Annotated in this window: 17 protein-coding genes; 10 read left to right on the top strand and 7 right to left on the bottom strand. The window is 72.3% G+C overall.

Translation table 11 applies throughout. The features are described from left to right. Positions 1-123: 123 nt before the first annotated feature. The 3 genes from Q0994_RS03475 (at position 124) to Q0994_RS03465 (ending at position 2,359) form a co-directional block, all read left to right on the top strand. On the top strand, positions 124-885 hold the full coding sequence (locus tag Q0994_RS03475; protein WP_299528878.1) for a trans-aconitate 2-methyltransferase: 762 nt from the start codon (positions 124-126) through the stop codon (positions 883-885). A gap of 212 nt (positions 886-1,097) precedes the next feature. Further along, positions 1,098-1,589, top strand: a complete 492-nt coding sequence (locus Q0994_RS03470; protein ID WP_299528875.1) for a SigE family RNA polymerase sigma factor — start codon at positions 1,098-1,100, stop codon at positions 1,587-1,589. Then, entirely contained in the window at positions 1,586-2,359 is a 774-nt protein-coding gene (locus Q0994_RS03465; RefSeq protein ID WP_299528872.1) for a hypothetical protein, read from the top strand. The genes Q0994_RS03470 and Q0994_RS03465 overlap by 4 nt, the downstream gene beginning before the upstream one ends. 145 nt (positions 2,360-2,504) lie before the next feature. Here the strand turns inward: Q0994_RS03465 and Q0994_RS03460 are convergent, their stop codons facing one another. The 3 genes from Q0994_RS03460 to Q0994_RS03450 are packed head-to-tail and all read right to left on the bottom strand — an operon-like array spanning position 2,505 to position 5,200. Further along, positions 2,505-3,272, bottom strand: a complete 768-nt coding sequence (locus tag Q0994_RS03460) for an amino acid ABC transporter ATP-binding protein (RefSeq protein ID WP_299528869.1) — start codon at positions 3,270-3,272, stop codon at positions 2,505-2,507. Continuing rightward, positions 3,269-4,210, bottom strand: coding sequence for an amino acid ABC transporter permease (locus Q0994_RS03455; protein WP_299528866.1), 942 nt, complete (start codon positions 4,208-4,210; stop codon positions 3,269-3,271). The genes Q0994_RS03460 and Q0994_RS03455 overlap by 4 nt, the downstream gene beginning before the upstream one ends. Positions 4,211-4,240: 30 nt before the next feature. After that, a complete protein-coding gene (locus Q0994_RS03450; protein ID WP_299528864.1) occupies positions 4,241-5,200 on the bottom strand; it encodes an ABC transporter substrate-binding protein in 960 nt (319 codons plus the stop codon). A gap of 517 nt (positions 5,201-5,717) precedes the next feature. On the opposite strand from Q0994_RS03450, the gene Q0994_RS03445 reads away from it, so the two are divergent. Further along, the gene (locus Q0994_RS03445) at positions 5,718-6,950 is read left to right on the top strand and encodes an NADP-dependent malic enzyme (RefSeq protein ID WP_299528861.1); all 1,233 of its coding nucleotides are present in this window, start codon (positions 5,718-5,720) and stop codon (positions 6,948-6,950) included. A gap of 272 nt (positions 6,951-7,222) precedes the next feature. Here Q0994_RS03445 and Q0994_RS03440 read toward each other — a convergent pair whose 3' ends face one another. Together Q0994_RS03440 and Q0994_RS03435 are read right to left on the bottom strand one after the other, a co-directional pair. Beyond that, positions 7,223-8,266 carry a family 2 encapsulin nanocompartment cargo protein polyprenyl transferase gene (locus Q0994_RS03440; protein WP_299528858.1) on the bottom strand — a complete coding sequence of 348 codons (1,044 nt, stop codon included), beginning with the start codon at positions 8,264-8,266 and terminating at the stop codon, positions 7,223-7,225. 129 nt (positions 8,267-8,395) lie between these two features. Then, positions 8,396-9,802, bottom strand: coding sequence for a family 2B encapsulin nanocompartment shell protein (locus Q0994_RS03435; protein WP_299528855.1), 1,407 nt, complete (start codon positions 9,800-9,802; stop codon positions 8,396-8,398). A 342-nt stretch (positions 9,803-10,144) separates the two neighbouring features. Here Q0994_RS03435 and Q0994_RS03430 point away from each other — a divergent pair, with 342 nt between their 5' ends. Together Q0994_RS03430 and Q0994_RS03425 are read left to right on the top strand one after the other, a co-directional pair. Then, positions 10,145-10,735, top strand: a complete 591-nt coding sequence (locus tag Q0994_RS03430) for an N-acetylmuramoyl-L-alanine amidase (protein WP_299528852.1) — start codon at positions 10,145-10,147, stop codon at positions 10,733-10,735. A gap of 111 nt (positions 10,736-10,846) precedes the next feature. Then, positions 10,847-11,851, top strand: a complete 1,005-nt coding sequence (locus Q0994_RS03425; protein ID WP_299529259.1) for a 1-aminocyclopropane-1-carboxylate deaminase/D-cysteine desulfhydrase — start codon at positions 10,847-10,849, stop codon at positions 11,849-11,851. Here Q0994_RS03425 and Q0994_RS03420 read toward each other — a convergent pair. Continuing rightward, complete coding sequence (locus tag Q0994_RS03420; protein ID WP_299528849.1) at positions 11,827-13,425, bottom strand: Na+/H+ antiporter; 1,599 nt, start codon at positions 13,423-13,425, stop codon at positions 11,827-11,829. The genes Q0994_RS03425 and Q0994_RS03420 overlap by 25 nt on opposite strands. Before the next feature lie 36 nt (positions 13,426-13,461). Here Q0994_RS03420 and Q0994_RS03415 point away from each other — a divergent pair, with 36 nt between their 5' ends. From Q0994_RS03415 to Q0994_RS03405, 3 genes are all read left to right on the top strand, one after another. Beyond that, positions 13,462-13,722: a UBP-type zinc finger domain-containing protein gene (locus Q0994_RS03415; RefSeq protein WP_299528846.1), complete on the top strand. Its 261-nt coding sequence runs from the start codon at positions 13,462-13,464 to the stop codon at positions 13,720-13,722. 250 nt (positions 13,723-13,972) lie between these two features. Further along, positions 13,973-14,386: an anti-sigma regulatory factor gene (locus tag Q0994_RS03410; RefSeq protein WP_266708962.1), complete on the top strand. Its 414-nt coding sequence runs from the start codon at positions 13,973-13,975 to the stop codon at positions 14,384-14,386. Positions 14,387-14,409: 23 nt separating this feature from the next. Further along, positions 14,410-15,345, top strand: a complete 936-nt coding sequence (locus tag Q0994_RS03405) for an RNA polymerase sigma factor SigF (RefSeq protein ID WP_299529258.1) — start codon at positions 14,410-14,412, stop codon at positions 15,343-15,345. Between the two features lie 80 nt (positions 15,346-15,425). Here Q0994_RS03405 and Q0994_RS03400 read toward each other — a convergent pair whose 3' ends face one another. Continuing rightward, positions 15,426-15,884: a hypothetical protein gene (locus Q0994_RS03400; protein WP_299528839.1), complete on the bottom strand. Its 459-nt coding sequence runs from the start codon at positions 15,882-15,884 to the stop codon at positions 15,426-15,428. A 140-nt stretch (positions 15,885-16,024) separates the two neighbouring features. Between Q0994_RS03400 and Q0994_RS03395 the strand changes: the two genes are divergently transcribed. Beyond that, positions 16,025-16,993, top strand: a complete 969-nt coding sequence (locus Q0994_RS03395) for a diacylglycerol kinase family protein (protein WP_299528837.1) — start codon at positions 16,025-16,027, stop codon at positions 16,991-16,993. Position 16,994: the final 1 nt, after the last annotated feature.

Genomic DNA, 16,994 nt, shown 5'->3' with positions numbered 1-16,994 from the left:
CGGGCGAGCCACTGCGCACCAGCCATCGTAATAGCCATAGGGCATACTCGGCCATTACATCGACTGGCAGCCGCACCGAGCCGCGCCGAGCCCCGTCGAGCTGCCCGGCACACGGAGGTCCTGATGACCAAAACGACGATCCCCACCGACTGGCGCTCCTGGCAGGAGAGCTGGGACCGGCAGCAGGAGTGGTACATGCCGGACCGCGAGGAGCGGTTCCGGGTGATGCTGGACATGGTGGGGGCCGTGGTGGGTCCGGCCCCGCGGGTGCTCGATCTCGCCTGCGGTACGGGAAGTATTACGGACCGGCTGCTGCGCAGGTTCCCGGAGGCGACGAGCACCGGCGTCGATCTGGACCCGGCGCTGCTCACGATCGCCCGCGGCACCTTCGACGGCGACGACCGGGTCTCCTTCGTGACCGCCGACCTCACCGCCCCCGACTGGACCGACGCCCTCCCCCACTCCTCGTACGACGCGGTGCTGACGGCCACCGCTCTGCACTGGCTGCACAGCGGCCCGCTCGCCGCGCTCTACGGGCGGATCGCGGGACTGGTCCGGGACGGGGGCGTGTTCATGAACGCCGACCGGATGACCGACACCGCCACCCCGCGGATCAACGCCGCCGAACGCGCCCACCGGCACGCCGGGATGGACCGCGCCCAGGCCGCCGGCGTGCTGGACTGGGCCCAGTGGTGGGCCGTGGCGGCACAGGACCCGGTGCTCGCGGGCCCGACCGCCGAACGCTTCGCGATCTTCGGAGAGCACGCCGACGGCGACGTGCCGTCGGCCGACTGGCACGCCGAGACCCTGCGCGCCGCCGGCTTCGGCGAGGCCCGCCCCGTCTGGGCCTCCCCCTCGGACACCCTGGTGCTCGCGGTGAAGTGACCCCGGCAGGGGGTGACAGGGCGGGGAAGCGGCCGGGCGGGGAAGCGGCCCGAAGGGGCCCTCGTCGTGGAACGAACCGGCCCCGGAGATCACCGGACGGCGCGGGCGCACCGGCCCGCACCGCCCGCACGCCCGCGCCGCAACCTCCCGCCCGCCCCACCGCACTGGAAGGGTGGGACGGTCCGCGCGGGCGGGCCGGGAAAGGGGCGGGAATGCGGATCGACGACGATGCCGCACTGCACTCCTTCGTCGAGGCACGCCGCACCGCGCTGTACCGCAGCGCGTATCTGCTGTGCGGAGACCGGCACGAGGCCGAGGACCTGGTGCAGACGACGCTGGTCAAGGTCGTGCTGGGGGGACGGCGCCACGGCCGGCTCGACGATGTCGAGGCGTACGCGCGCAAGACGCTGGTGAACACCTTCATCGCCTCCCGACGCCGGTTCTGGCGCCGCGAACAGGCGTACGGCGAGCTGCCCGACCGGGCCGGGCCGGTGCCGGACTCGGACACCGGCCTGCACGTCAGACAGGCGCTCGCCCGGCTGACGGCCAGGCAGCGGGCGGTGCTGGTGCTCCGCTTCTGGGAGGACCTGAGCGTGGAGGCCACGGCCGAGGCGCTCGGAATGCGGCAGAACACGGTCAAGAGCCACACGGCCCGCGGGCTGGCGGCGCTGCGTGTCGTGATGACGACGGAGGAACTGGTGTGAACGACGTCAAGGAACTGCTGGAGCGCGCCGCCGCGGAGGCCGGCCGTCCCTCGCTGACGACCGGAACGGTGTACGCCGGGGTTGCGCGGGCCCGGAGCCGGCGCCGCGCCGGCGCGTCCGTCGCGGTCCTCGCGGCGGTGGCGGCCGGGGCGGTGGCACTGCCGCACTGGTCGGACGGTACGGCGGTGCGCCAGTCCTCGGTGGCCGCCGCGTCCGTCGCGTCCGCCGGCGCCCCGGACCGGGCCGGGCGGCTGGAGGCGCTGCTGCCCGCCGGCACGGGGAGGCTCGAACCGGTCTCCCTGGCCGTGCTCATCAAGCACGCCGCGGCGGAGGACCGGGAGCGGACGGCGGGCCCACTGGACGGCCAGTACGCGGTCCACCGGGACGGAGGCGGCGGCGTGGGCTATCTGCTGGTCTCCGTACGGAGCGCGGAGGAACTCGCGGGCAAGGGGATCACCGCGGGCGACGATCCGTGCGAGGCCGTGTCCGCCGAGCCGGGCCGTACGGGCTGCGTGAGCGAGGTGCTGCCGGACGGGCGCGCTCTCGCCACCTGGACCGACACGATGCGCGGTGGGGACGGCGGTACGCCGCAGTGGGGCCCCGAGACCGTGGGACGGTTGGCGCTGGAGAACGGCGACATGCTGCTCGTCCGGGCCAGCAGCGGCTTCACGGGGCCGGATGCGCAGGGGCCCCTGCTCGGCGCCGCCCCGCTCACGGGAACGCAGCTGCGCGAGCTGATGCTGCGTCCGGAGCTGCGTCCGGCCGCATGACACCGGAACCGGCCGGAAGGAACTCCGCACGTCCGGCCGCGTGACACCGAAACCGGTCGAGGGGGCGTCCCCGGACGCGGGAAGAGGGGCGGTACGGGCCGGTCGGCCGCGTATCGCCCCTCGTTCCGTGGCACGGGTGCCGCGGTTACAGCACCTTCGACAGGAAGGACTTCGTGCGGTCGTGCTGCGGGTTGGTCAGGACGTCGCGCGGGTGGCCGGACTCGACCACCACGCCGTCGTCCATGAAGACGAGCGCGTCGCCGACCTCGCGGGCGAAGCCCATCTCGTGGGTGACGACGATCATCGTCATGCCGTCCTCGGCGAGGCCGCGCATGACGTCGAGGACGTCGCCGACCAGTTCCGGGTCGAGGGCCGAGGTCGGCTCGTCGAAGAGCATCAGCTTCGGCTCCATCGCCAGGGCGCGTGCGATGGCCACCCGTTGCTGCTGGCCGCCGGAGAGCTGGGAGGGGTAGTTGTTCGCCTTGTCGGCGAGGCCGACCCGGTCGAGCAGCCGTTCGGCGCGGGCCCTGGCCACGGCCCTCGTCTCGCCCTTGACCTGGACCGGGGCCTCCATGACGTTCTCGATGGCCGTCATGTGGGGGAACAGGTTGAAGCGCTGGAAGACCATGCCGATGTCCCGGCGCTTCAGGGCGACCTCGCTGTCCTTCAGCTCGTAGAGCTTGTCGCCCTTCTGCCGGTAGCCGACCAGTTCGCCGTCGACCGAGAGCCGGCCGGCGCTGACCTTCTCCAGGTGGTTGATGCACCGGAGGAACGTCGACTTGCCGGAGCCGGACGGGCCGATCAGGCAGAACACCTCCCGCGGGGCGACCTCCAGGTCGATGCCCTTGAGGATGTGCGCGGCGCCGAAGGACTTGTGGACGCCTTCGGCCTTCACCATCGGGGTGGGGGTCATGCGGCGCCTCCCTTGGGACGGCCCAGCGAGAGCATGGTGGCCCTGATCCGCTGGAACGGGGTGTCGGGCAGGCTGCGGCTGGAGCCGCGCGCGTAGTGCCGCTCCAGGTAGTACTGGCCGACGCTGAGGACCGAGGTGAGCACCATGTACCAGGCCGCCGCCAGGAACAGCATCTCGACGGTCGCGCCCGAGGTCTGCGACACGTTCTGGGTGGACCGCAGCAGTTCGGTGTACTGGACGGCGACCGCCAGCGACGAGGTCTTCAGCATGTTGATGACCTCGTTGCCCGTCGGCGGCACGATCACCCGCATCGCCTGGGGGACGACGATCCGGCGGAGCGTCTTGCCGTGGCTCATGCCGAGCGCGTGCGCCGCCTCGGTCTGGCCCTCGTCCACGGACTGGAGGCCGGCCCGGCAGATCTCCGCCATGTAGGCCGCCTCGTTGAGGCCGAGGCCGAGCAGGGCGCAGAGCATGGGCGTCATGAAGGACGACCACTCGTCCTTGTAGATCGGCCCGAGGTTGATGTACTCGAAGACGATGCCCAGGTTGAACCAGACGAGCAGTTGCACGTAGACCGGCGTACCGCGGAAGAACCAGATGTAGCCCCACGCGATGGCGGAGGTGACCGGGTTCTTGGACAGCCGCATCACGGCGAGCACCACGCCGAGCACCACGCCCATGATCATGGCCAGGACGGTGATGACGACGGTGTTCTTCACCCCTTCGACGATCTGGTCGTCGAAGAAGTAGTCGGGTATCGCGCCCCAGTTGATGTCGGCGCCGGCGAACGCGTAGACGAGCGTCGCCAGCAGCGCGAGCGCGATCACGGCGGAGACGTACCGGCCGTAGTGGCGCACCGGGATGGCCCTGATCGCCTCCGGCCCCGCCGACGGGGCGGGAGGGGTGGCCGCCCGCCCCGTCTTCTCGATGTCAGTCACAGGTGTTGCCTCTCAACGCAGGACCGGGGGTCAGGAACCGCCGTTGAGCTTCGCCTCGGTGACCGCGCCCGCGTCGACGCCCCACTTGGAGATGATCTTGCCGTACTCGCCGTTCTTGATGATCGCGTCCAGGGCCGCCTGAACGGCCTTGGTGAGCTCGTCGTTGCCCTTGGCTATCGCGATGCCGTACGGGGCGGCCTCGACCTGCTCACCGACGAGCTGGAAGTCGTTGCCGCCGCCCGAGGTCTTCACCGCGTACGCGGCGACCGGGAAGTCGGAGGAACCGGCGTCGGCGCCGCCGCCGCGCAGCCGGGTCTGGGCCTCCAGGTCGTTGTCGAACGCCTCGATCGAGATCTTGCCCTTGCCGCCGCACTTCTCGCTCTCGGCCTTGGCGAGGTCGTGCGAGACGGTGCCGCGCTGGACCACGATCTTCTTGCCGCAGAGGTCCGACCAGGTGGCGATGGACTTGTCGTCGCCCTTCCTGGTGTAGATGGAGACGCCCGCGGTGAAGTAGTCGACGAAGTCGACGCCCTCGCCGACCTTCTTGCCGGTCGAGGAATCCACGCCCTCCTGGCGGTCCTTGGTGTCCGTCATCGCCGACATGGCCAGGTCGTAGCGCTTGGAGCGCAGCCCGGTGAGCAGGGTGTCGAAGGTGCCGTTCTCGAACTCGAACTTCACGCCGAGCTGCTTGCCGAGCGCGGCGGCCAGGTCGGGGTCGATACCGACGGTCTTGCCGGACTCGTCCTTGAACTCGACCGGCGGGTAGGCGATGTCGGAGCCGACCTTGATGACGCCCTTGTCCTTGATGTTCTGGGGCAGCAGGTCCGCGAGCGGGGCGGCGGACTCGGAGGACTTCCCGGTGTCCTTGGAGGTGGCGCTGTCGGTCTGGTCGCCGCAGCCGGCCAGCAGCATCGTGCCGGCGACCGCTAGGGCGGCGACGGCCGCGTAACGGGGTCCGGCGGCCGTACGACAGAGGGTGCGTGCGGTCATGGTGGGGTACCTCCGGCGGTGAAAAGTGAGCAAATATCAGGTGAAGACGAACGCGTCTTCGGGCGTCGCCACCGTGTGTGATGAGGCATCTTGCCATTCGGACGGACCCATCCAGAGGCACAGGCATGTCAAAATCGGGTAACGGGCGACCCCCGAACCCAGCAGGCCGGTACGTCAGGACCGGACCATCTGCGGGATTTGCAGCCTCCGGCCGGAGAATCTCCGGGCCATCCGGCATCCCTCGTGACACCTGCGCGGCCGAGCGGACTTATCGAGATATTCGACTATGAGTCACGTCACCGCGCCGATATGGACTCGTCCGGGGCATGGTCGGTCCGGTAAGAAAGACCTTTACACCCCTCATCCGGGGCTCGGGGCGCGTGTGCGGCGCGCCCGCGCGTACGACTTCCCTTCCCGGCGGCCATCCGCCGGGAGGCGGCCGTACGCGGTGCCCGCCCACCCCTCCTCGACCAGGAGTGGCCACCCTCAAACGAAGAAGACCGAAGGGGTCGACACCATGGCAGCGGAGATCGTCAATCCTCGCAGCGACAGCACCACCGGCAGCGGACCGGATCATCAGGGCGTCGGGGCGGACGACCCCTTCGACCCGGCTTTCGCGCTCCACCGCGGCGGCAAGATGGCCGTCCAGGCGACCGTGCCGATCCGCGACAAGGACGACCTGTCCCTCGCCTACACCCCCGGCGTCGCGAAGGTCTGCTCGGCCATCGCGGAGAACCCGGAACTCGTCCACGACTACACCTGGAAGTCCCAGGTCGTGGCCGTCGTGACGGACGGCACCGCGGTCCTCGGGCTCGGCGACATCGGCCCGGAGGCCTCGCTGCCCGTGATGGAGGGCAAGGCGATCCTCTTCAAGCAGTTCGGCGGCGTGGACGCGGTGCCGATCGCGCTGGCCACCACCGACGCGGACGAGATCGTCGACACCGTCGTCCGGCTGGCCCCGTCCTTCGGCGGCGTGAACCTGGAGGACATCTCCGCGCCGCGCTGCTTCGAGATCGAACGCAAGCTGCAGGAGCGGCTCGACATCCCGGTCTTCCACGACGACCAGCACGGCACCGCCGTCGTGACGCTCGCCGCCCTGCGCAACGCCGCGAAGCTCTCCGGCCGGACGCTGGGCGACCTGCGCGGCGTCATCTCCGGCGCGGGCGCGGCCGGGGTGGCCATCGCGAAGTTCCTGCTGGAGGCCGGTATCGGCGACGTCGCCGTGGCCGACCGCAAGGGCATCGTCAGCCGCGACCGCGACGACCTCACCGACGTCAAGCGCGAGCTGGCCGAGCTCACCAACCGGGCGGGCCTCACCGGGCCCCTGGAGGCCGCACTGGCGGGCGCCGACGTCTACATCGGCGTCTCGGGCGGCACGGTCCCCGAGGAGGCCGTCGCCTCGATGGCCCCCGGCGCCTTCGTGTTCGCCATGGCCAACCCGAACCCCGAGGTCCACCCCGACGTCGCGCACAAGTACGCGGCGGTCGTGGCCACCGGGCGTTCGGACTACCCGAACCAGATCAACAACGTGCTGGCCTTCCCCGGCATCTTCGCGGGCGCCCTCCAGGTCCGGGCCTCCCGGATCACCGAGGGCATGAAGATCGCGGCCGCCGACGCGCTGGCCGCCGTGGTCGGCGACGAGTTGGCCGCCGACTACGTCATCCCGTCGCCGTTCGACGAGCGGGTCGCCCCGGCGGTGACGGCCGCCGTGGCCGCCGCCGCCCGCGCCGAGGGAGTCGCCCGCCGCTGACGCGGGGTCCGCCCGCGTGCACCCACGGCGGGCCGGGTACGACGGGAGGGGCGGCCGTGCGGGTTGGCCGCCCCTCCCGCACGTCCGGCCCACCCGCGTGCCCGCCTCTCCCGCGTCAGCCTCTCCCGCACGCCCGGCCGGGGCACGGCGTTTCCCCGGGTGCCGGTCCCCCGCCCCGCGTCCCCCGCCCCCCGCCCCGCGTCCCGCGTCCCCCGCCCCGCGTCCCGCGTCCCGCGTCCCGCCCCGGGATCGTGACTACCCGGAGTCCCGTCTCAGTGGGTGCGGCGCGTGACGAACTCCGCCAGGGCCAGCAGGTCGCCCGCCGCGGACAGGTCGGGCACGGCCCGCGAGAGGTGGTACACCGCACGGGCCATCCGGTCGGCCGCGCCGGTCTGGGCCCAGTCCCGGCCGCCCGCCCGGTCGACCGCGTCCGCGGCCCGCGCCACCTCCTGGGGGGTGTCCATCGCGCCCCGGTAGAGCGCGGCCAGTTCGGCCGCCGCCGGGGTGCCCGAGGTCAGCGCGGCGACGACCGGCAGGGACTTCTTGTGGGCCGTCAGGTCCGCCCCGACCGGCTTCCCGGTGCGGGCCGGGTCGCCCCAGATGCCGATCAGGTCGTCGATGAGCTGGAACGACAGACCGGCCTCCCGGCCGAATCCGTCCATCGCCCCGACCGCCCGCTCCGAGCCGCCCGCGTACAACGCGCCGATCGCGCAGGCGCAGCCGAGCAGGGCCCCCGTCTTGGCCATCGCCATCGTCAGGCACTCGTCGAGCGACACCTCCTCGGGCGGGCGCTCCTCGAACGCGCAGTCCGCCTGCTGGCCGGCGCAGAGTTCGATGACGCAGGTGGACAGGCGCGCCGAGGCCGGCAGAGCGGCCGGGTGGGTGTCCTCGGCCAGCAGCCGCTGGGCGAGCGCGAGCATCGCGTCGCCGGTGATCACGGCGTCCGGGACGCCGAACACCGCCCAGGCGGTGGGCCGGTGCCTGCGGGTGGCGTCCTCGTCGATGACGTCGTCGTGGAGCAGCGTGAAGTTGTGGACCAGTTCCACCGCGACCGCCGCCCGCACCGCCGCTTCCGGGTCGCCGCCCAGCGCGCGGACGGCGGCCAGCACCAGGGCCGGCCGGATGGCCTTGCCCGCCTCTCCCGAGGCGGCCGTGCCGTCGGCGTTCTCCCAGCCGAAGTGGTACATGGCGACCCTGCGCATGCCGCCCGGAAGCGAACCCACCGCCGCCCTCAGCCGCGGGTCGACGACGGCCCGGGTGCGTTCCAGCAGCGCCGCGGCCTCATGGCCCCCGGTCGCGGCGTCCGTACTCGTCATGGTCACGGTCACTCCCTCTGTCGCCGGTGGCCCCCGGCGGCCGGTGCCGGCCGGGGGCGACGGTGGTGCACGTGGTGCGGGCGAGGTCCGTCCCGGGCGCGCCGGGCGCCGGGACGTACCGCGGTGACCTCAGTGCCGGCGGCTGACCTCCACGTTCTCCAGGACCCCGAGCGCGTCGGGTACCAGGATGGCCGCCGAGTAGTACGCCGTCACGAGGTAGGAGACGATCGCCTTCTCGTCGATCCCCATGAACCGGACGGACAGGCTCGGTTCGATCTCGTCGGGGATGCCGGTCTGGTGGAGTCCGATCACCCCCTGCTCGGCCTCGCCCGTCCTCATGCAGATGATCGAGGTGGTGCGCGCCCCGGTGACCGGGATCTTGTCGCACGGGAGGATCGGCACCCCGCGCCAGGCCGTCACGTGCTGTCCGCCGATGTCGGCGCTCTCCGGCACCAGGCCCCGCCGGCTGCACTCGCGGCCGAAGGCGGCGATGGCCCGCGGGTGGGCCAGGAACAGCTTCGATCCGCGCCGCCGGGACAGCAGTTCGTCCATGTCGTCCGGGCTCGGCGCGCCGTCGTGCGGCTGCAGCCGCTGCTCGTAGTCGCAGTTGTTCAGCAGCCCGAACTCGCGGTTGTTGATCAGCTCGTGCTCCTGGCGCTCGCGCAGCGCCTCGACGGTCAGCCGCACCTGCTGCTCCGTCTGGTTCATCGGCTGGTTGTAGAGGTCGCCGACCCGGCTGTGCACCTTCAGCACGGTCTGGGCGACGCTCAGTTCGTACTCGCGGGGCGCCGCCTCGTAGTCCACGAAGGTGTTCGGGACGACGGCCTCCCCGACGTGCCCGGCGGACAGGTCGATCGCCGACTCGCCGTAGGCGTTGGTGCGCTGGTGCGGGATGGAGAGCAGGCCCGTGAGGTGGTCGCGGAGCGAGTCGACGCGCGCCGCGAGGTTCACCACGTCGGAACGGCGCAGCATCAGGAAGGTGCAGGCGGTCGTGGCACGCGTGGTGTGCTCCCAGCGCGCGTCGCCGTCGACGAGGGACCGGTCCCCGAAGTACGAGCCGTCCGCGAGGACTCCGAGTACCGTCTCGTCCCCGTAGGGGCCGGTGCCGATCTTCTCCACCCGGCCGTGGGCCAGCAGGAAGACCCGGTCCGCCGGGTCCCCCGCCCCGGCCACGACCTCCCCCGCCGCCACCTCGCGCTGTTCGCACCTGCGCGCCAGCTCGGCGAGCGCCTCCGCGTCGTCGTAGTCCCGCAGCGCGGGCAGTTCCCCGAGTTCGGCGGGGATGACCGACACCCGGTCGCCGGTCTGCACGAAGGTCACCCGGCCGTCCCCGACCGAGTGGCTGAGCCGACGGTTCACCCGGTACGTACCGCCCTGCACCTGCACCCACGGCAGCGACTTCAGCAGCCACCGGGAGGTGATCTCCTGCATCTGCGGCGCGGACTTGGTGGTCGTCGCGAGGTTCCGCGCGGCCGCCGTCCCCAGAGACTGCTGGGACGCGGGCTGCGTGTCCCGGACCTCTTCACCAACGGACATCTGACGTCCTCTCGATCATGGGCTGACCTGCGGAAGAAGCCTTTCAGCAGTGGGAGTCGTCCGCCATTACACAAAAGAGTGCGACTAATCCGGCCTTGACGGGGCAGCTCGACCGGCGGCCCGCGCGGCGCTCTCCGGATGTCCGGATCCGCTCGCACAGTTCCCGAACGAATAGACCGGATGCCCCGATTCCGGTACAAGCGGTGTACGGACCGACTCCTCCGCACCGAACGCCCCGCCGCCGCCCGCTCCCACCGCCCCGCCGCCGTACGGCGTCCGGTGACGGCGGGACACCAGCACCGCCGAGCACCGTGAACCGCAGAGCACCGTCAGGAGCAGGCCATGTCCACCCCCATGTCAGCGAGCAGCTTCCTCAAGGCCCTCAAGGACGAAGGTCTCACCGTCGTCCAGGTGGGCGACTGGCGTACCCACAACCGCAATCAGCAGGGCCCCTGGGGGCCGGTCCACGGCGTGATGATCCATCACACCGCCACCCGCGGCTCCGCCCCCACCGTCCGCCTCTGCCGCGACGGTCACGACACGCTCCCCGGTCCGCTCTGCCACGGCGTCATCACCAAGGACGGCCGCGTCCACCTCGTCGGCCACGGCCGCGCCAACCACGCCGGCCTCGGCGACGACGACGTCCTGCGCGCCGTCGTCGCCGAGAAGCGGCTCCCCTCCGACAACCAGGCCAATACCGACGGCAACCGGCACTTCTACGGCTTCGAGTGCGAGAACCTCGGCGACGGCGAGGACCCCTGGCCCGAGGTCCAGCTCGAAGCCATCGAGAAGGCCGCGGCCGCCGTCTGCCGCCACCACGGCTGGGGCGCGCCCTCCGTCATCGGCCACCGTGAGTGGCAGCCCGGCAAGGTCGACCCCCGCGGCTTCTCCATGACGGCCATGCGCACCCGCATCCACGACCGCCTGAAATGATCCGCCCCCGATGACCGCGCGGACGCCCCGGGCAGCCGCCCCGGGGCGTCCGTCGCGCCGAGCCCCTCCCCCACCGGCGACAATGGCCCGGTGAGTTCCGTCCCCGACTTCATGGCCGCCCTGCGCCCCCGCCTGCCCTCCCCGCTCCAGGAGATCCACGACGGGCGGTTCGCGCGGGCCGGGGTGACGCTGCTGCTCAAACGGGACGACCTGATCCACCCGGACCTGCCGGGCAACAAGTGGCGCAAGCTGGCGCCCAACATCGCGGCGGCGGGCGGCCGGCCGGTGCTGACCTTCGGCGGGGCGTACTCGAACCACCTGCGCGCCACCGCCGTCGCCGGGCGGCTGCTCGGCTTCCGCACCACCGGCGTGGTGCGCGGCGACGAACTGGCGCACCGCCCCCTCAACCCCTCGCTCGCCCGGTGCGCGGCCGACGGGATGCGGCTGCACTTCGTGGACCGGGCGACCTACCGCGCCAAGGGCCGTCCCGAGGTCCTGGAAGGGCTGCTGAGCCTCCTCGGGGACGCCGTGGTGGTCCCGGAGGGCGGCAGCAACGCCCTCGCCGCACAGGGCGCCACGGAGCTCGGCCGGGAGCTGTGCGGGCGCACCGACACGGCCGCCGTCGCGTGCGGGACCGGCGGCACCCTGGCGGGCCTGGCCGCCGGGCTGGACCCCGGGCAGCGGGCCCTCGGCGTCGCCGTGCTGCGGGGCGGCTTCCTCGGGGAGACGGTGCGGGCGCTCCAGACCGAGGCGTTCGGCGGTCCGGCCGGCCGGTGGACCCTGGAGGAGCGCTTCCACTTCGGCGGCTACGCGCGCACCCCGCCCGAACTCACCGCCTTCGCCGACGACTTCGAGGACCGGCACGGCCTGCCCGTCGAGCGGGTCTACGTCGCCCGGCTGCTGTACGCGCTCACCGCGCTGGCCGGCGAGGGCGCCTTCGCGCCGGGCACCCGGCTGACCGCCGTGATCACCGGACGTCCGGAACCCGGCGTTCCGGGAGGCCGGCCCGCACCCGGCCTCCCCGGAAACCGGCCCGCGCCCGGCCTCCCCGGAGACCGGCCGGAACCGGACGTTCCGCCCGGTCCCCCCGGTCAGGACGCGTCGGACTCCCGGTAGGCCGCCGCCTCCTCCAGGTCGAGCCTCCGCAGCAGCGTCCGCAGCATCTCGTCGTCGATCCGGCGCTCGTCCCGCAGCCGCACGAACACCGCGCGCTCGGCCTCGATCATCTCGCGGGAGAGCCGGCGGTAGGTGTCGTCCGCGGACTCGCCGGTCACCGGATTCGGGGTGCCCAGCCGCTCCCAGACGGCGTTGCGGCGACGCTCCAGGACCGTGCGCAGGCGGTCGGCGAGCGGCGGCGGCAGCGCGTTGTCCTCGTCGGCCAGCAGTTCGTCCAGCCGGTTCTCGGCGGCGGTCGACGCCTGGCTCTGCGCCTGCGCCTCGGCGAGCGTGTCGCCGCGCCGGTCCCGGCCCGGCAGTTTGAGGGCCCGCACCAGCAGCGGCAGCGAGAGCCCCTGGACCACCAGGGTGCCGATCACCGTGGTGAAGGTCAGGAAGAGCACCAGGTTGCGCGCCGGGAAGCCGTCGCCGTCGTCGGTGGTCAGCGGGATGGAGAAGGCGATCGCCAGCGAGACCACCCCGCGCATCCCCGCCCAGCCGACGATCAGCGGCGATTTCCAGGTGGTCTCCGGTTCGCGCTCGCGCACCCGGGCGGAGAGCCGCGGCAGATAGGTGGCCGGGTAGACCCAGACGAAGCGGACCACGACCACCGCTACGAACACTCCGACCGCGTACATCAGCGCCTCGGCCACGGAGAACGTGCCGAGCCCGCGCAGTACGAACGGCAGTTGGAGCCCGATGAGGGCGAACACCGCCGACTCCAGGACGAACGCGACCATCTTCCAGACCGCGGCCTCCTGGAGGCGGGTGGCGAAGTCGACCTGCCAGGAGCGGTGGCCGAGGTAGAGGGCCACCACCACGACCGCCAGCACACCGGAGGCGTGCACCCGCTCCGCCGCCGCGTAGGCGACGAACGGGATCAGCAGCGACAGGGTGTTCTGGAGCAGCGCCTCCTTCAGGTGCGTGCGCAGCCAGTGCAGCGGCACCATCAGCACCAGGCCGACCAGGACCCCGCCGACCGAGGCGAGCAGGAACTCCCGGACGCCGTCGCCCCAGCTCATGCCGGCGCCGACGGCGGCGGCCAGTGCCACCTTGAACGCGGTGATCGCGGTCGCGTCGTTCACCAGCGACTCGCCCTGGAGGATGGTGGTGACCCGGGCGGGCAGTCCGACCCGGCGGGCGATGGCGGCGGCCGTCACGGCGTCCGGCGGCGCGACGACCGCCCCCAGCACCAGCGCGGCGGTGAGCGGCAGGTCGGGCACCAGCAAGTAGGCGAGCCCGCCCACCGCGAGGGTCGCGAAGAGCACGTACCCCACCGACAGCAGGGCGATGGGGCGGGCGTTGGCCCGCAGGTCGAGATAGGAGCTGTCGATCGCCGCGGTGTACAGCAGCGGCGGCAGCAGCAGGGGCAGCACGATGTGCGCGTCGAGGGTGTAGTCGGGCACCCCCGGCAGGTACGCGGCGATCAGCCCGGCCGCGACGAGCAGCAGCGGGGCGGGCACCGGGGTGCGGCGTGCGGCGCCGGCGACCGCGGCACTGGCGGCGACCAGGGCGACCAGGGGCAGAGCGTCCATGTGTTGGGTCCTCGCATCCGTCGTAACCTGGCCATCATGAGTGAGTGCCCGCACGTAGCCGAATTGCCCCGCCCCGAGCCCGCGCCGCTCAGTGACACCTGTACCGAGTGCCTGGCGGCGGGTACGCACCCCGTGCAGCTGCGGCTCTGCCTGACCTGCGGCCACGTCGGCTGCTGCGACTCCTCGCCGCTGCGGCACACGACCGCGCACGTCGAGGCGACCGGGCATCCGATCGCCCGCAGCTTCGAACCGGGCGAGGACTGGCGCTGGTGCTACGTCGACGGTTCGATCGTCTGACGCGGTTCGATCGTCCGACGCCTGGGTACGTCAAACCGGCGCCGGGTCTTCGTCATTGACCCCCGCAGAACCCTAGCCACGTTGCGTGCGGCTATGCTTACCATGAGTGACCGACAGGGGATGGGGTCCCGGCGACACGGCATCATGGGTCGCGATAGCGTCGCCGAAAACGAGAACCGACGACGGACCGTTTGGCTCCGGGGATTCCACCCGGGGCCTCGAATGAGTTTGTGCCACCTTGGAGGTGAGGGTGTCCCAGATCGCAGGCGAGCCCGGGAATCAGGACTTCGTAGAAGTCCGGCTGCCCGCTGCGGGTGCCTACCTGTCGGTGCTGCGGACGGCCACGGCCGGTCTCGCAGCGCGTTTGGACTTCACTCTCGACGAGATCGAGGACCTTCGCATCGCGGTCGACGAGGCCTGCGCGATCCTGCTCCAGCAGGCCGTGCCCGGCTCCGTCCTCAGCTGCGTGTTCCGGCTCGTCGACGACTCGCTGGAAGTGACCGTGTCCGCCCCGACCACGGACGGCCGGGCGCCGGAGCGCGACACGTTCGCCTGGACCGTACTGGCGGCCCTGGCCGGGAAGGTCGAATCCACCGTGGCGGACGACCGCACGGTCAGCATCAGCCTCCACAAACAGCGCGGCGCGGGACCCGGGCCGGCGTGAGCGACGGAAACGGGGACGGCACTGTGCGGGACGAGACGATCCGACCGGGGGTGGTGGGGCCCACGGCCATCCCGGAGCACATCCCGGAGCAGCAGGCGCGCCCGCACCCGGAGGACGGGGCGGACGGGCCCGGCGGCGCCACGGTCGCGGTGCAGCAGCCGCAGGAGCGGGCGGACTGGATGAGCGAGCACGGGCACCACGAGCGGCCGGACCGGAACGGTGCCCGCGCGCTGTTCCTGGAGCTCCGGGAACTGCCCGAGGGCTCACCGGAGAAGGCAGAGTTGCGCAACCGGCTGGTGCGGATGCACCTGCCGCTGGTGGAGCACCTGGCCCGCCGGTTCCGTAACCGCGGCGAGCCGCTGGACGACCTCACCCAGGTCGCCACGATCGGCCTGATCAAGTCGGTGGACCGGTTCGATCCGGACCGCGGGGTGGAGTTCTCCACGTACGCGACGCCGACGGTCGTCGGGGAGATCAAGCGGCACTTCCGGGACAAGGGCTGGGCGGTGCGGGTGCCGCGCCGGCTCCAGGAGCTGCGGCTGTCGCTGACGACGGCCACCGCGGAGCTGTCCCAGCAGCACGGCCGCTCACCGACCGTGCACGAGCTGGCGGAACGGCTCGGGATCTCCGAGGAGGAGGTGCTGGAGGGGCTGGAATCGGCCAATGCCTACAGCACCCTGTCGCTGGACGTGCCGGACACGGACGACGAGTCGCCGGCCGTCGCGGACACGCTGGGTTCCGAGGACGAGGCGCTGGAGGGCGTGGAGTACCGGGAGTCGCTGAAGCCGCTGCTGGAGGGTCTGCCGCCGCGGGAGAAGCGGATCCTGCTGCTGCGGTTCTTCGGGAACATGACCCAGTCGCAGATCGCCCAGGAGGTCGGCATCTCGCAGATGCACGTCTCGCGGCTGCTGGCGCGCACCCTGGCGCAGCTCCGTGAACGCCTCCTGGTGGAGGAGTAGCGGGACCCGTATGCCTCCGGGGTGCCGGGCCCCCGCCCGGCTCCGGAGGATCCGGCTCACGGCGAGCCGGGCTGCGGGGTTCAGGCCTCGGGGGCGTCGGCGGTGGGGGCCGGCCGGGGGCCGCGGATGCCGAGCTCGCGGGTGGTGGCCGGGCTGAGGACCAGCACCAGCGCGGTGACGGCGACGGCGGCCAGGACGATCCCGGCGGGGATCAGCGCGCCCTGGGCGCGGAGCAGCGTCCAGGCGACCGGCAGCGCCATGATCTGGGTGACGAGCGTGGGGCCGCGGCTCCAGCTGCGGCGCAGCAGCAGGCCGCGCGCCGCGAGGAGCGGGATGAGTCCGAGGGCGATGATCGTCAGGCCGCCCGTCTCCGCCTGCTCGGGGCTCTCGGGGCGTCCGAGCAGTCCCATGACCAGCATGTAGATCCCGCCGACGGCGAGAGCCGCCCCTTCGAGGGCGGTGAGTGCGGCGAGGATCCCGATCCGGGCGGGCTTCTCCGGGGCGGGCGACGCCGCGGGCGTGTTCTCCTGATTGCTCACGCACGCCAGGTTGGCACCCCGGACCGCGGAACGCGAAGCCGGGGGTCCGGGCCGGCCGCTCCGGACGCGGCCCGTGACCGCCGGTGCGCGGGGAGTCGGGGACTTCGGTCCGATAACACCCAGTAGGTAGGCTGGCGGACATGCGCGCTCTCCTCGTGGTCAATCCAGCCGCCACCACCACCAGTGCGCGGACGCGTGACGTGCTGATCCACGCGCTGGCCAGCGAGATGAAGATCGACGCGGTGACCACGGAGTACCGGGGTCACGCGCGGGATCTCGGCCGTCGGGCGGCGGACTCGGACGACATCGACCTGGTGGTCGCCCTGGGCGGTGACGGCACGGTCAACGAGGTGGTGAACGGGCTGCTGCACGGGGGCCCGGACCCGGACCGGCTGCCGAGCCTCGCCGTGGTGCCGGGCGGTTCCACCAATGTGTTCGCGCGGGCGCTGGGGCTGCCCAACGACGCCGTGGAGGCGACCGGGGCGATCCTGGACGCGCTGGAGCACCGGCGGGAGCGCACGGTCGGGCTGGGGCTGGCGGCGGGCACGCCCGGTACGCGGGACGAAGCCGCGCCGGACCGCTGGTTCACCTTCTGCGCGGGGCTGGGCTTCGACGCGGGGGTGATCGGGCGGGTCGAACAGAAGCGCGAGGGCGGCAAGCGTTCGACGCACGCGCTCTACGTCCGGCAGGTCCTGCGGCAGTTCCTGGACGAGCCGCGCCGGCGGCAGGGGACGATCACGCTGGAGGTGCCGGGGCAGGACCCGGTGACGGACCTGGCGCTGTCCATAGTCTGCAACACCGCCCCCTGGACCTACCTGGGCAATCGCCCGATATACGCCTCGCCCCGCGCCTCCTTCGACACCGCGCTGGACGTGCTGGGCCTGAAGCGCCTGTCGACCGCCGCGGTGGCCCGGTACGGCACGCAGCTCCTCACGTCGAGCCCGGAAAAGGGGCCCTCGGGCAAGCACGCGGTTTCACGGCATGACCTCACGGACTTCACCTTGCATTCAAAGGTCCCGCTGCCGTTCCAGATGGACGGAGACCACCTGGGACTGCGTACGAGCGTGACGTTCACAGGCGTACGCCGTGCACTGCGTGTGATTGTGTGAG

The sequence above is a fragment of the uncultured Streptomyces sp. genome (genome assembly GCF_947488945.1).
Lineage (GTDB): Bacteria > Actinomycetota > Actinomycetes > Streptomycetales > Streptomycetaceae > Streptomyces.
The sequence above is the reverse complement of the archived record's forward strand: the minus strand, read 5'-3'. Positions and strand labels throughout refer to the sequence as shown.